11 protein-coding genes are annotated in these 13537 nt (G+C 37.9%); 6 read left to right on the forward strand and 5 right to left on the reverse strand.

All coding sequences use genetic code 11. The features are described 5' to 3' along the window. Positions 1-19 precede the first annotated feature (19 nt). The 4 genes from ALPR1_RS13790 to ALPR1_RS13805 form a co-directional block, all read right to left on the reverse strand. Complete coding sequence (locus ALPR1_RS13790) at positions 20-1132, reverse strand: efflux RND transporter periplasmic adaptor subunit (protein ID WP_008201557.1); 1113 nt, start codon at positions 1130-1132, stop codon at positions 20-22. Positions 1133-1163: 31 nt separating this feature from the next. Then, positions 1164-2483 carry a TolC family protein gene (locus tag ALPR1_RS13795; protein ID WP_008201559.1) on the reverse strand — a complete coding sequence of 440 codons (1320 nt, stop codon included), beginning with the start codon at positions 2481-2483 and terminating at the stop codon, positions 1164-1166. Positions 2484-2527: 44 nt separating this feature from the next. Next, positions 2528-3103 (reverse strand): TetR/AcrR family transcriptional regulator, encoded by a 576-nt coding sequence (locus ALPR1_RS13800; RefSeq protein WP_008201560.1) that lies wholly within the window; start codon positions 3101-3103, stop codon positions 2528-2530. Positions 3104-3236: 133 nt separating this feature from the next. Next, positions 3237-4322: an AI-2E family transporter gene (locus tag ALPR1_RS13805; RefSeq protein ID WP_008201561.1), complete on the reverse strand. Its 1086-nt coding sequence runs from the start codon at positions 4320-4322 to the stop codon at positions 3237-3239. A 126-nt stretch (positions 4323-4448) separates the two neighbouring features. On the opposite strand from ALPR1_RS13805, the gene ALPR1_RS13810 reads away from it, so the two are divergent. Further along, positions 4449-5303 carry an alpha/beta hydrolase gene (locus ALPR1_RS13810; protein ID WP_008201562.1) on the forward strand — a complete coding sequence of 285 codons (855 nt, stop codon included), beginning with the start codon at positions 4449-4451 and terminating at the stop codon, positions 5301-5303. Between the two features lie 88 nt (positions 5304-5391). Then, positions 5392-6537, forward strand: a complete 1146-nt coding sequence (locus ALPR1_RS13815) for a 1-acyl-sn-glycerol-3-phosphate acyltransferase (protein WP_008201563.1) — start codon at positions 5392-5394, stop codon at positions 6535-6537. Here the strand turns inward: ALPR1_RS13815 and ALPR1_RS13820 are convergent. Further along, on the reverse strand, positions 6534-7754 hold the full coding sequence (locus tag ALPR1_RS13820; protein ID WP_008201565.1) for a GAF domain-containing sensor histidine kinase: 1221 nt from the start codon (positions 7752-7754) through the stop codon (positions 6534-6536). The two genes, ALPR1_RS13815 and ALPR1_RS13820, sit on opposite strands and share 4 nt — an antisense overlap. Before the next feature lie 89 nt (positions 7755-7843). Here ALPR1_RS13820 and ALPR1_RS13825 point away from each other — a divergent pair, with 89 nt between their 5' ends. From ALPR1_RS13825 to ALPR1_RS13840, 4 genes are all read left to right on the forward strand, one after another. Further along, the gene (locus ALPR1_RS13825; protein WP_008201567.1) at positions 7844-8437 is read left to right on the forward strand and encodes a peptidylprolyl isomerase; all 594 of its coding nucleotides are present in this window, start codon (positions 7844-7846) and stop codon (positions 8435-8437) included. Between the two features lie 35 nt (positions 8438-8472). Then, on the forward strand, positions 8473-11592 hold the full coding sequence (locus ALPR1_RS13830; RefSeq protein WP_008201569.1) for an AsmA family protein: 3120 nt from the start codon (positions 8473-8475) through the stop codon (positions 11590-11592). A 24-nt stretch (positions 11593-11616) separates the two neighbouring features. Next, positions 11617-12696, forward strand: a complete 1080-nt coding sequence (locus ALPR1_RS13835) for a Gfo/Idh/MocA family protein (RefSeq protein ID WP_008201571.1) — start codon at positions 11617-11619, stop codon at positions 12694-12696. Positions 12697-12763: 67 nt separating this feature from the next. Further along, positions 12764-13519, forward strand: a complete 756-nt coding sequence (locus ALPR1_RS13840; RefSeq protein WP_008201573.1) for an SDR family NAD(P)-dependent oxidoreductase — start codon at positions 12764-12766, stop codon at positions 13517-13519. Positions 13520-13537: the final 18 nt, after the last annotated feature.

A 13537-nucleotide genomic window follows, 5' to 3' on the forward strand; every position in this document is an offset into this window, starting at 1 on the left:
TCAAGTCTTTAAAAAAGATTTATTGGGCAGCTGTTTGCTCTGTAATCTGAGCGCCCTCACGAAGTTTCTGGATCCCATTCACCACGATCTTTACTCCTTCCTGCAACCCATTCCTTACGACTATATTTTCTCCGATTTGGGTTCCCAATTGGACTACTTGCTGCTTTACAGTGTTATCATCCTGTACTACATACACAAAGTACTCTCCCATTTGCTCCGTAACAGATTGATATGGTATCGTCAATTGCTCGCCAATATCCTGATTCAACACTCTCAAATTCACTGTCATCCCCGCAATCAATTCTTTGTCAGGGTTGGGGAAATTCACTCTGATGTTGATCGTTCCAGAATGTCTCCCTACTGCTCTATCGATGGTAGTAAATTCTCCAGAATAGGGATAAATACTTCCGTCACTCAGCTGGATTGTCATTAAAGAATCAAGTTTTTCCTCAGCTCTGAGTAAACGATTAAAGCGAGGAATCTCTTTTTCATTAATCACAAAATTCAATGCCATGGGATCTGTTGAAGAAAGGGTATTTAACAAGGGCTGTCCCGGTGAAACCTGAGATCCAAGTCTTACTTGGGAGATACCCACAGTTCCATCAAAAGGTGCCGTCAAAACAGAATAAGAATAATCAGTTTTTGAGGACTCCAGCTGTGCTTTTGCAAAAGCCATTTGAGATTTCGCATCCAAAACTGCTGTTTCCGCATGATCCAATTGCTGTTTGGCAATCGCGTCTTGCTCGTCTAGCCTTTTATATCGCTCAAAATCTTTGACCAACTTATTATAGTTAGCTTCAGCACTTGCTAAATTTGCCTCTGCTTGCTGCTGTGCTGCTGCATATTTGCTGCGGTCAATCTCATATAATCTCTGCCCTTTCTTGACTTCCTGTCCATCCTTAATGTAGATATTAGTGATGTATCCGCTAATTTGGGGTCTGAGCTCCACCTCATTCAAGGGAACTAGAGTCGCTGGGTAAGTATCCACACCCGTTACAGACTTTTTTACAACCTGATAGGTGTCTACTAAGACTGCAGTAGGTGTTGGTGGTCCTGCCTGTTGTTTTGTACCGCAAGACATAACCGTAAAAATCAGCGCTGAAAAGGCTACAATGCTAAAATTTGATTTCATTATATATTGAATTATAGATTCCTGTTTAATTTTATTCGATGATTCCTAAAGCTTTTTGAAGATCAAGCTTGCTCTCCAAAACCTGGAAAATTGCATTTAGGTGATTGATTTGAGCTGTTCTTAAATCAGATTCAGCCACAACCAATTCCACATATGCCTTGATTCCCTCATCGTATTGAAGCTTTATGATATCATAGACTTCTTCTGCCATCTCCATATTCTCCCGGATATTCTCCCACTCGTAAATGCTACTTTGATAATCAGAAAGTGCTACTTCGTATTCCGTCCTGATTTGACTTCCTAAGTTCTGTAAATCAATTGCTCCTCTTTCGACCTGAAGGTTGGCAACCCTAACTCTGTGATTTCTTTCGCCTCCTTTGAAGATTGGGAGAGAAAGTGTCAACCCCACTGAAGAAGTTGGGTAAGCCTGATTATATAAATTGGAAAAGCTTTCGTTGAAATAAAGCCAGTTGTACCTGTAATTCGCAGAAAGCTCAGGCAGGTAATTCCATTTTTCGTAGCTAGACTGGATTTCGGTCAATGTCTGCTGTGTCTGCATGATTTGATACTCAACTCTGTTTTCCAAAATGAGAGGCTCAGTATCATCCATATAGATTTCGGAAATCATTTCTTCCCGATCAAAAACAAGAGTAAAATCCAACTCATCAGGATATCCCATCAATTGCTTTAGATAAGCATATTTAGCTTTGAAAGAAGTTTCTACGCGGTTCAAGTCACTTTCTTCATTGGATAAAGCGATACTTGCTCTCTGATAGTCGGTCTTATCTACTAAGCCAGATTCATATCTGTTTTTGGCATCTTGAAGCTGCTTTTGAAGCCGACCAATATTCTCCTTTAGGATGTTGAGTTGCTCTCCAGCCAATAAAATATCATAGTAAGCTTTGCTTACCTCAACAATGGTATTGATCCGGGTATTTTCAATTGCATCTTCAAGCTGTTCCCGATAATATTTTGAACTTTTTGAAGCAAATAGCTGATCTCGGTTAAAAAGAGTCTGGTTTACCTGAAAAAGTACATTAGAGTTCCAAGGCTGACCAAAGGTGATCAACTGATCACCAATTACCTGGGTCTGTAATTTGATATTATAATTTCCTCCTGCCGATACATCAACCTGAGGAAACCAACCCGCCAAACTGGCTTTGATCTCATGATCTCCAATTTCCTCATCAATCTGAGATTGACGGATCAAGGGGCTATTGAGCAATGCATACTCCAAAACCTGATCAAGACTAATATCACCTTGAGGGATAGGCGATTCATCTTGTCCGTAGCTACTTGTTGAAATAAGCAATATGCTTAAAGCAACGAGTAAAACTTTTTTGTTAAACATAAAATTGAAATTGAATAATTTGATTTCTTTAATTTTCTATGAATCTATTTTTTGATACCAGCCCAAATGAGGTTAGGTATTTCTTCCAGGTCCAAATTGTTTTTCGCCAGCTTTTTCCCAAAACTCTTTCTCACCTTGACAATAGAATTCACATTGGTATTAACCATGATGGAAAGGATAACAGGATTTATTTTTTTGATGGCACCTTCTTCTACTCCCATTTCGAAAAATGAATAGCACCACTCATGCCAGATATTGGGTTTATTTTGATTCTCCTCAGAGTTAAAAGGAGAATTGAGAAATTGATCGTAAAAGCCGTGAATAGATGGGTTTTTAAAATAAAACTCAGAGAGATTTCTCCAGTAATTAAAAAAACGTTCTTCAAAATTGAGTTTCCTATCATCCTTTGATGACACGAAGTTTTTGATCTGTTGTGAAGCATATTCAAACAGACCCAAGATCAATTCATCCTTACTTTGAAAATAGGTATAGATGGTACCTGCTGCTACACCTGCATTTTTAGCTACTTGGCTTATAGGGCAGCCATGAAAGCCGTGCTCATTGATTAATTCAAGAGCGCTATCGAAAATACTGGTCTTTTTATCTGATAGTTTTTCCATAATGAATGAACGTTCAATCATTATGGAAAAAGAATAGTTCCTTGTTTCTTAAATTAGTTTAAAATTTTATTTGAATGGAATATTTACCTACTTCTAAAAGAATGATTGTCAGATACATTACATAGTTAAAAACTTACTTTTTCCCTCCCAGTTTTTTCTTAAACAGTTTCCAGAAATTTTCATTTTTTTCTGAGATAGGAATGTCATCACCCAATAAATAAGCATAGGCTTTTAAGGAACTATTTCTTTCCAAGGTGATTTTAAGCACACCTACCAAAGGGATAAACAAAACCATCCCCGATATCCCCCATAACCAGCCCCCAATCAATATGGCCAATAAAACCGCTAGGGCATTGACTCGTACATGGGCTCCCACTACTAATGGGGTGATGATATTATTTTCTAACAATTGAATTCCCCACAGGACTAAAAATGTAATAAAAGGATAGAAAAGCGTATCAGTGGTCAAGAAAACATAAAGAATGGCAAAAAAAGAACTGATAAAGACTCCCACATAAGGGATTAAATTCATCAAGGCTATAAACACGGCAAAAAGCAGAAAGTATTTCAGCCCTATTAGGTAGAAAAACAATCCTGCCAATAAGGCTACTATCACTGAAACTTTGAGTATCCCTCCCAGGTAATGTTGAATCACTTTTCCAGTTTCTTCTGCCCAATTCAATACCTCTACATTTGATTCAGAAGATCTCTTGAAGAGAAATTCAACAAAAAAATCTTTATAATACATCAACAAAAAAATGTACAAGGGAATGATACCTGCTAATGTTATGGATTGACCAGTTGCAAAAACCGTTTCATTAACCTTACTCCATTCGATCGCTTCAGTATCGAAAATGGAGTCAAATTGTGGAACTTGTACACCTAGTAATTCATTCAAATCATTTCTATAGTTCCCGACTTTTTGCATTAGCGAATCACCAATTTTTGGAAACTCACCGATGAGTCCTATCATTTGATCTAGCATCAAATACATCAATCCCAGAAAAAGGATACTCACTAGTAAAATACTCAAGAAAATAGATAAGCCCCTTGGAATTCTTCGAAGTTCAAACCAATTAGACAAGGGATTAAGAGCAAATGCAAAAAAAGCTCCCCAAACTAATGGCACTAGTATAAAATCTCCTTCCTTAAGAATTATTGCTCCAAGAACGATTGCCAGTAGCAAATTGACGGTATTCTGCAGGTATTGATTTTTCATGGCTTATTTTAGAAAGATACAATTTAACCCTGTCCTTAAAAATGACATAGATCATGTCTGGACTAAATTTATTCTCAAATAATTTTTAATTTACCACCTTAACCCAACCCAAAATCTCCCAAACAAATGAGAACCTCTCTACTTTTCATCTTTATTATTCTGCCTAATTTAATCTGGGCTCAAGCCAAAGTAGACACCATAGAGGTGTTTAGTGCTGCGATGAATAAAACACTGAAGGCTGCTGTAACCAAACCGGCTGGATATGAAACATCATCAGAAAAATACCCTGTCATTTACCTGTTGCACGGCGGAAGTGGTGCCTTCGATGACTGGCATAAAAAAGTCACAGAGCCAGGCCTAGTCAACCGGATGGCAGAAGAATATAATTTAATCATCGTAACCCCGGGAGTGGGACCTTCAAGCTATTATTATGACAGTCCATTGATGGATTCTGTTCAGTATGAAACCTATATCATTAAAGAGTTAATCCCTGAAATTGACAAAAACTATAAAACCTTAGCTAAAAGAGAATCCCGTGCAATTTCGGGTCTTTCTATGGGAGGACATGGAGCCATGATGCTTTCTGCCAAGCACCCAGAATTGTTTATTGCTGCTGGAAGCATGAGCGGAGTTATGAATATTGACACCCGGCTTTGGAATGTTCCTGATGGATTTCGGGAATCCAGAAATTCACAGCAAAAAGCAATGCTTGGAGATGACCTGGTTTATGATGCGCCTTTTAATACTTTCACTGCAGTTGGATTTGTCGATAAAATGAAAACAAATGGAGTTGCTTTAACAATTGACGTTGGTGTCGATGATTTTCTGATTGCTACCAATAGGCAAATTCATGAGCTTTTATTGAAGAATGAAACTGACCATGAATATACGGAGCGGCCAGGTGCTCATAGCTGGCCTTATTGGACAAACTCCCTTCCTTATCATCTTTTATTTTTCTCTAAGCACTTGAAATGGGAATAATTAGCGAATCCCAAACAATCATTTAAAAAAATATGCTTCACAAATTGCCCTAAATTTTGCTTTTTGCAACATAACCCAACAGCAAACTATGCTAAAATTTGATGCTATCAGGCCTTTTTATGATGCAGAAGCTAATTCCGCCATCCGGGAAATAGTGGATGATCCTATGATGGATGCCATGATGAGTTTCACCTTTCCAAACGATACCAAAGAACATTGGAAAGACTTAATGCTTCACACGCATTCCCTTCGAGATTTCCAGATAAATTTTATTTATCCGGGGGTTAAAAAAGTGCTTGAAAAAAGCTCTGACGGTTTAAGTATTGGAGGTTTTGAAAATTTGGAGCCAAATACTGCCTACCTATTTATTTCAAATCACCGAGATATCATTTTAGATACCTCATTGCTTAATGCCTCTTTGTATGAGAATGGCTTGGTTTTGACAACTTCTGCTATTGGAGATAATTTGATCAAGCAACCCTTCTTATACACACTTTCTCGGCTAAACAGGAATTTTGCCATCAAGAGAGGACTACAGGGAAGAGCACTGCTGGAAAGTTCTCAAATTGCTTCCGCCTATATCAAAAAGTCCCTTTTAAAAGAAAATAGATCTGTATGGACAGCCCAAAGAGAAGGAAGAACCAAAGATGGCAATGATGCAACTCATAGAGGAGTATTGAAAATGCTTACCTTATCTGAGGAGGGCAAAAACCCTTTTGGGTATTTTGAGAAAATCAAGGTCGTACCGATCTCCATTTCGTATGAATATGACCCTACGGATATATTGAAAATGCCGGAACTTTTGGCTAAATCCAGAGATGAAAAATATGTCAAAAGTGAAAATGAAGATTTCCTAAACTTACTGAGGGGAATCATGGGCACTAAGAAAAGAATCCATATTCAAGTAAATGGAGTATTGGATGAGGAAATTGCTGAAATCGCAAAATCAGAATCCAACTTAAGTGATAAGCTGAGTCAACTTGCATCAGTCATTGATCAAAAAATCTGGTCTGGGTACAAGTTATGGCCTAGTAATTACATTGCTCATGACCTGTTGTATGGAAATGAGGAATATGCTTCATTTTATACAGAAGAGGAAAAAAATGCTTATGAAAAAAGGTTGAAAAGCAAGGTAGATACAAGCAATGATCTAATGGTCAAAAATTTCTTGTCCATGTATGCCAACCCAGTCAATAATCAGAAAGAAAGCTTAAAATCAGATGTAGAGACTTAAGTAATATTAAGCATTACTTTGGTGGTGGTACCCTCTCCTATTTCAGATTCAATAGCCATGGTTCCACGCATCTCCTCTACAAGTTTTCTTACAAAGCTCATCCCGAAACCGAAGCCTTTTTCTCCTTTGGTTCCAGATTCACTAGATCCAGATTCTGTTAATAGTTTTTCGATTTTATCTTGACTCATTCCAAGTCCTGAATCTTTCACCTGAATATTTAACACAGAGAAATCCTTAGATAAATCAAGCCCTAATTTTACTTGAACACTTCCTCCTTCAGTAGTGAATTTGATAGAGTTTGAGATCAAATTCCCTATTATTTGCATCAATCGATGCCGTTTAAAAGGATAGGTTTGATGATTTTCCTCCAATGATACAGAAAGCTTAATTTTCTTGATCAAAGCCTGTGGAGCGAACATATCTAGGATTTTGGACCTTAGCGTCAACAAGTTGAATTCATGATCTTTTGGCTCTCTAGTATGCTGATTATTTTGTTCAGAATTTTTAGTCAATATTTCATCAGCTAACTCCAAAATAGAATTCCCACTATTTTGGATAAGTTCCATAAATTCCAAGACCTCCTGAATTTCAGATTCTGTCCCCTGAGATTTAATGATTTCAGCCAAACCCACAATTCCGGAAATCGGCCCCCTGATATCGTGAACTAGTTTTTTATGATCATGCTGAAGGCTATCCATATCAGCTTTGATCTGATGCACCATCTTATCCACCTTAAGTCTATCTACTATCTGTCGGGCGATCATTTGAAGTAGCTCTCTTTTTTCGATATCAATTTCCTTTTCCTCTACATCCATCACGCAAAGAGCACCTAAATTAAAACCTTCTTTGGTAACTAGCGGAACACCTAGATAATAGGTTAAATTAGGGTTCTCCTTTACATAAAATTTATCTTTAAAGCGATCATCATCTCTCAAATCATTTATTTCCAAGACCTCCCCTTCCTCATGATACAAAGTGAATTGACAAACAGAATCTTCCCGAGGCATTTGAGAAAGGTCAATACCATTTTTGGAGATCGTCCATTGAGTATAAGAGTCAATAAGGTTAACTAAAGAAATTTTCGTTCCAGCAACAGTAGCTGCCATTTCAGCGAGCCAATCAATCCCTTGTTTTGAATCATAGTAATCCAAGTCTAAATTGCTTAATGCCAGCAATCGTCCCAACTCGTTTTCTGAGCTATTATTTTCTTTATTCATCTTCAGCTAATTAGTAAGGGGATCTTAAAAAACAAAATTTAAATGAACGTAATTCAACTTATCAAAACATCATTTAAACCATCCACATTATGCAGTATTTAAAAAGCTTTTTATTCCTAACCTGCTTTGCTTTTTCCATGATAAGCTTGGACTTACATGCACAGAAAAAGGAAAAAATGCCTATTGGGTTAATTAAAACCAATTATGGCAAAATTTTGATCGCCCTAGACTCCCGAACTCCTAACCACCGCGACAGTTTCATAGAGCTCGCTCAGAAAGGCTATTGGGATAGCTTAACTTTTAATCGAGTGATTCCAAATTTTGTCAACCAAGGTGGTTGCCCCGATACAGAGGAAGGATTTAATGATCCTGAATATTTGTTGGCCCCTGAAATCCACCCTGAACTCACACATGTTTATGGAGCAGTGGGCGCGGGAAGAGATGGAAACCCGGAGAAGATTTCTGCTCGATGTCAATTTTATATCATTCAAAATCCAGAGGGAGTTCATCGTCTGGATGGTGACTACACTGTTTTTGCTCAAGTGATTTCTGGAATGGATGTGGTAGAAAAGATTGCAAAACTGGAAACTAACGATCAGGATGAACCCTTAATTCCAGTCACTATGAAGATCAAAATCAAGTATTTTTCACCCTCTAAAATCGAGAAATTAGGTAACTTGTAATATTGAAGAAACTATGGCTTTAATTTTTAGTCTCAATGAAAGGACTTTTTAGGAATTCGAAAATGTGGAAGTTTGGCTTAGGCTTTTTACTCATTTTTATATTGTTCTTACTACTTTTTCCGATTCTTTTTAAAGACCGACTTCAGTTGGCATTACAAAATGTTCTAGATAAACAGCTAGATATTGAAGTTGGTTTTTCCGAGCTCAATGTAAGCCTCATACGGCACTTTCCTTCTCTTACAGTTTCTATGGATGAGCTGTTTTTGGAAGGCTCTGCGCCTTTTCAAAATGACACCTTACTATATACCAAAGAGCTCGCATTGGGAATTAGTATCCCCTCCTTGTTTTCAGGAAACTACACTGTAGATGAGCTGTATCTTAAAGAAGCTGTGTTGAAACTCATGCGAGATCAAGAGGGCAATTCCAATTTTGATGTGGTAAAATCAAACCCTAGTGACAGTGTCAAAAAAGAAGAAACCAAAAATGATCTGAAATTAGAAATTGAGAAATTCTTCTTTAAAAACAGTAGTTTTTTGTATCAGGACACTTCACTGGATATGATATGTAAAGCTACTGGAATCGACTACAAAGGCAGTGGCATTTTAGAGAATGAAAATTTTAATTTGACGAGCGATATTGGAATTGATGAGCTGCAATTACTCTATGAAGATTTTCCTATTCTAAATAGAAATCGAGTACTAGCCAGCCTACTTACTCAGATTAATACAGAGTCCACTTCTTTGACTTTTTTAAGAAACGAGCTCCAGATCAATGAACTCCCGATGAATTTTGTCGGAAAACTAGAATTCATTCCTGGAGGATACGACATGAATTTCGTCCTCGAGTCATTTGACTCCAATCTTGGTGATATTCTTACTCTGGTTCCTCAGGATTTAATACCAGACCTTGCAAAAACCAGATTCTCCGGAAAGGGTGATATCGTAGCATCTTTGCAAGGGCTTTACCTACCAACAAAAAATGAAATGCCCGCATTGGTTCTCAATATGGGAGTTTCAGAAGGAGGAATTTCACATGAGAATGCCCCGGAACCCATAAAAGATCTAGGTTTCCGAATGAACCTACGCCTCCCTGCTCTGGACCCTGAACAAATAGAATTTGATTTGGATAGTCTAAATTTTGCCTTGGCCGATGGTTTCCTTTTAGGTGACTTACATGTGAGAAATCTAAATCCAACGGAGGTCAATTCTGTTTTCAAATCCGACTTGGACTTGGGTCTGTTGCAACAAGCTTTAGGAACCAAAGCTGTAGAATACCAAGGGAAATTCAAGCTAGATTTAAATGCAGATGGCTATTTAAAAAGCGAATTAGATCCAAAAGAATTAAGAAACCCACAAGTGGTTTGGACAAGAATCCCAAAATTCAATTTACAAGCAGGGCTATCTGAAGGATATTTTAAACAGAGTCAATTACCTGAGGGAATTCAGGACATCTCCTTTGATTTAAAAGTAACCAGCCCAGACAGTCTGCCTGAAAATTTGGGTATTGCACTAGACAAATTGAATTTTCAGGTTTTAGATCAAGTGACCTCGGGAAGTTTAAGCTATAATTTAAACCTTCAAAAGGATGTGAATGCAAACTTGATTAGCAGTTTTGACCTAGCCGATATTCCAAAATATTTACCTCTTGACTCATCCTATGTATTGAATGGGAAAATAACAATGGATTTGAAAGCATCAGGAAAACATAATTCTGAAATGAAGGAAATCCCGATCATTCAGGCAGATTTCAAATTGGAAGATGGATTTATTCAAACCCCTTTTCATCCTGAATCAATTCAAGATTTATCAGTATTACTTTCAGCCAAGAGCAGTTCGGCCTCATATTCTGACCTGAAAATCGAAATTAATCCCATTCAATTCAACTTTGCAAACCAACCATTTTCAATAACTGCCAATCTCGAAAATATGGAAGACCTTACCTATGACATGAGGTCCGAAGGAAGGCTGGATTTAGGCAAACTTTATCAGGTTTTTGGAATGGAAGGATATGATTTAGACGGCTTTTTGATCACTGACTTTAGGCTGAAAGGAAAACAAAGTGATGCAGTAAACGGAAACTTACAAAAACTTGATAATCAAGGAACTATTCAGGTTCAAGACATCATCTCTCGATCTGATTTACTTCCTTTACCTATAGATCTAAAAAAGGGTTTACTTGAATTCAATCAGGAAAAAATAACTTTTTCGGATTTTGTCACCTCCTATAATTCAAATGAAATAACTGTTGCAGGATATTTTTCAAATTACTTAGGCTATGCGATCGAACCGGGGGAATTACTAAAAGGAGAGATCAACCTTTCCTCTTCCTTTTTAGATCTAGATGACTTTATGTTCTTCGGAGAAGAAAGTTCGGTAAAAGTAGATAGCCTGGGTACAGTTTCGGGAGTTATTGTTCCTCCACAGGATGTGGATGTCAAAATAAATGCAAAACTGGATTCTATCCATTTTGGAGAGATTATGATCCGAAATTTTAATGGGAATCTCTCTACAAAACCGGGAATTATTAGCTTAGACAAAACAGATTTAGAATTAGTCGGAGCAAATATATCCATGAAGGGTAATTATCAGGCCACGGATCCCTTTTCAGCAACATTTGCTTATCAGATTGATGCTAAGGAATTTGATATCAACCGTGCCTATCAAGAAATTCCAATGTTCAGGGAAATGGCCTCTTTTGCAGAATATGCCAATGGAATTGCCTCATTAAACTATAATTTAGAGGGTAAAATCAATGCTCAGATGGAGCCTATACTTCCTTCGATCAAGGGCAATGGAGTTTTAGGTTTGAAAAAAGTGAAATTGAAAGGCTTCAAATTAATGAATACCATTGCCAAAGAAACCGAAAACACTGAATTGGAAGATCCTGATCTAAATGATGTGGAAATAGAAACTACGATAGAAAACAACCTATTAACCATCCCTAGGACCAGATTGAGAATTGCAGGATTTAGACCGCGGTTTGAAGGTCAGGTGAGTCTGGATGGCGATATGAGTATTGCATTTCGATTGGGTTTACCTCCTTTGGGGATCTTCGGCATCCCTATAAAGATTACAGGGAATCAGGAGGAACCAAACATAGAAGTGGGCAAGATGACCGAAGGAGATGCCCTTGAGGAAGTAAAAGAAAATAATTAAGAATAAGTACAAAGTGATTTATTTATGGAATCAATAAACCCATTAAGAATACTAGTAGTAGGCTGTGGCAACATGGGAGCTTCCCATGCCAAAGCTTATCATCAATTAAAGGAATTTGAGATTTGCGGTTTGGTATCTAGAGGGGAAAGCAAAAGTAAATTAAATCTATCGCTGGAAGCTAATTATCCGCTTTTTGAAGACTTTGAAGAAGCGTTATCCACTAGTAAACCTGATGCAGTTTGTATCAGCACCTACCCTGATTCACATGAGGAATTTGCTCTAAAATCCTTGGAAGCCAACTGTCATGTTTTTATCGAAAAGCCTTTAGCAGACTCGATTGCTGGTTGTGAAAAAATCATTGCCAAAGCTGCTGAAAAAAACAGGAAGGTGGTAGTTGGTTATATTTTAAGACACCACCCTTCTTGGATTCGATTTATTGAGGAAGCAAAAAAAATGGGAAAACCGCTCGTCATGAGAATGAACCTAAACCAGCAAAGTCAAGGGTTTATGTGGGAAGTGCATAGAAACCTAATGAAGAGCCTTAGCCCCATTGTAGATTGTGGAGTACATTATATCGATGTGATGTGTCAAATGACTCAATCCAAACCTATCTCCGTTTCAGCAATTGGAGCGAGACTTACGGAGGAAATTTCATTAGACAATTACAACTATGGGCAACTGCAAATTCGCTTTGAAGATGGATCTGTAGGCTGGTATGAGGCAGGTTGGGGTCCTATGGTCAGTGAAACCGCCTTTTTTGTTAAAGATGTTTTTGGCCCAAAAGGATCCGTATCCATCACTGCAAAAGAAGCTGGAGGAACAGGAAAATCAGATGATGTAGACAGTCATACCAAAACTGAATCTATCAGAGTTCACCATGCCGAAATCAATGAAAAGAACGAATTCACTCAACCTGATGAGTGGATTGACATGAAAGATGAACCTGGCCACCAAGAGCTTTGTAACCGCGAACAAATATTCTTTTTGAAATCTATTCAAGAGGGCCTTAATTTAGATGATCATTTAAGTGATGCTTTGAACAGTCTGAAAATTGCTTTTGCCTGCGATGAATCGGTAAAAACCGGTAAAACAATCATGCTATAACATACGGCGATTCAGGATACAGATAGAGTTCAAGCCAATCAAAAGAATTAAAATTTCAATAAATATCATGATTGATAAAACAGTAGTAATTACAGGCGGAGCAAGTGGGATTGGGCTGGCTATGGTCAAGAAATTTGCAAGCGAAAAAAGCAAGGTATTTCTTCTTGACCTCAACCCGGAAGGTGAACAAGTGAGTGAAGAATTGCAGGAAAAAGGTTTCCAAGTCACTTTTATAAAATGTAATATCGCTTCTACCTCTGAGGCTGAGGAAGCATTTACCAAAATCCCCGGGAAAATCGATGTATTAATCAACAATGCGGGTGTATCCCATGTAGGTAATTTAGAGAATACCAGTGAAGAGGATTTTGACAGAGTTTTTCAAGTCAATGTAAAAGGCATGTTTAACTGTGCCCGAGCTGCCATTAGTAAATTAAAGCAAGACGGTGGGGGGTCGATTCTGAATATGGCTTCTGTGGCCGCTACTATTGGCATCCCAGATCGATTTGCCTATTCCATGACCAAAGGTGCTGCTTACTCCATGACTTTGAGTTTGGCTAGAGATTATGTTGCTGATGGCATTCGATGCAATTGCCTTTCTCCAGGAAGGGTGCATACGCCATTTGTGGATGGTTTTATCGCTAAAAATTACCCCGGAAAAGAAAAGGAAATGTTTGAAAAACTTTCTGCTACCCAACCAATCGGTAGAATGGGGACACCAGAGGAAATCGCCAATTTGGCTTACTTTGTAAGTTCGCCTGCTGGAAGCTTTATCACTGGAACAGACATCCCAATTGATGGCGGATTCCTAGGACTAAAAATGTAAATAAATCAGGAATTGAAT

The organism is Algoriphagus machipongonensis, from assembly GCF_000166275.1.
Lineage (GTDB): Bacteria > Bacteroidota > Bacteroidia > Cytophagales > Cyclobacteriaceae > Algoriphagus > Algoriphagus machipongonensis.

What these genes read in the sequence shown, in the direction of transcription:
- ALPR1_RS13835 (WP_008201571.1), top strand. Translation starts at nt 11,617, where the DNA reads ATGGAATCAATAAACCCATTAAGAATACTAGTAGTAGGCTGTGGCAAC.
- ALPR1_RS13805 (WP_008201561.1), bottom strand. Translation starts at nt 4,322, where the DNA reads ATGAAAAATCAATACCTGCAGAATACCGTCAATTTGCTACTGGCAATC.
- ALPR1_RS13790 (WP_008201557.1), bottom strand. Translation starts at nt 1,132, where the DNA reads ATGAAATCAAATTTTAGCATTGTAGCCTTTTCAGCGCTGATTTTTACG.
- ALPR1_RS13795 (WP_008201559.1), bottom strand. Translation starts at nt 2,483, where the DNA reads ATGTTTAACAAAAAAGTTTTACTCGTTGCTTTAAGCATATTGCTTATT.
- ALPR1_RS13810 (WP_008201562.1), top strand. Translation starts at nt 4,449, where the DNA reads ATGAGAACCTCTCTACTTTTCATCTTTATTATTCTGCCTAATTTAATC.
- ALPR1_RS13820 (WP_008201565.1), bottom strand. Translation starts at nt 7,754, where the DNA reads ATGAATAAAGAAAATAATAGCTCAGAAAACGAGTTGGGACGATTGCTG.
- ALPR1_RS13800 (WP_008201560.1), bottom strand. Translation starts at nt 3,103, where the DNA reads ATGGAAAAACTATCAGATAAAAAGACCAGTATTTTCGATAGCGCTCTT.
- ALPR1_RS13825 (WP_008201567.1), top strand. Translation starts at nt 7,844, where the DNA reads ATGCAGTATTTAAAAAGCTTTTTATTCCTAACCTGCTTTGCTTTTTCC.
- ALPR1_RS13815 (WP_008201563.1), top strand. Translation starts at nt 5,392, where the DNA reads ATGCTAAAATTTGATGCTATCAGGCCTTTTTATGATGCAGAAGCTAAT.
- ALPR1_RS13830 (WP_008201569.1), top strand. Translation starts at nt 8,473, where the DNA reads ATGAAAGGACTTTTTAGGAATTCGAAAATGTGGAAGTTTGGCTTAGGC.
- ALPR1_RS13840 (WP_008201573.1), top strand. Translation starts at nt 12,764, where the DNA reads ATGATTGATAAAACAGTAGTAATTACAGGCGGAGCAAGTGGGATTGGG.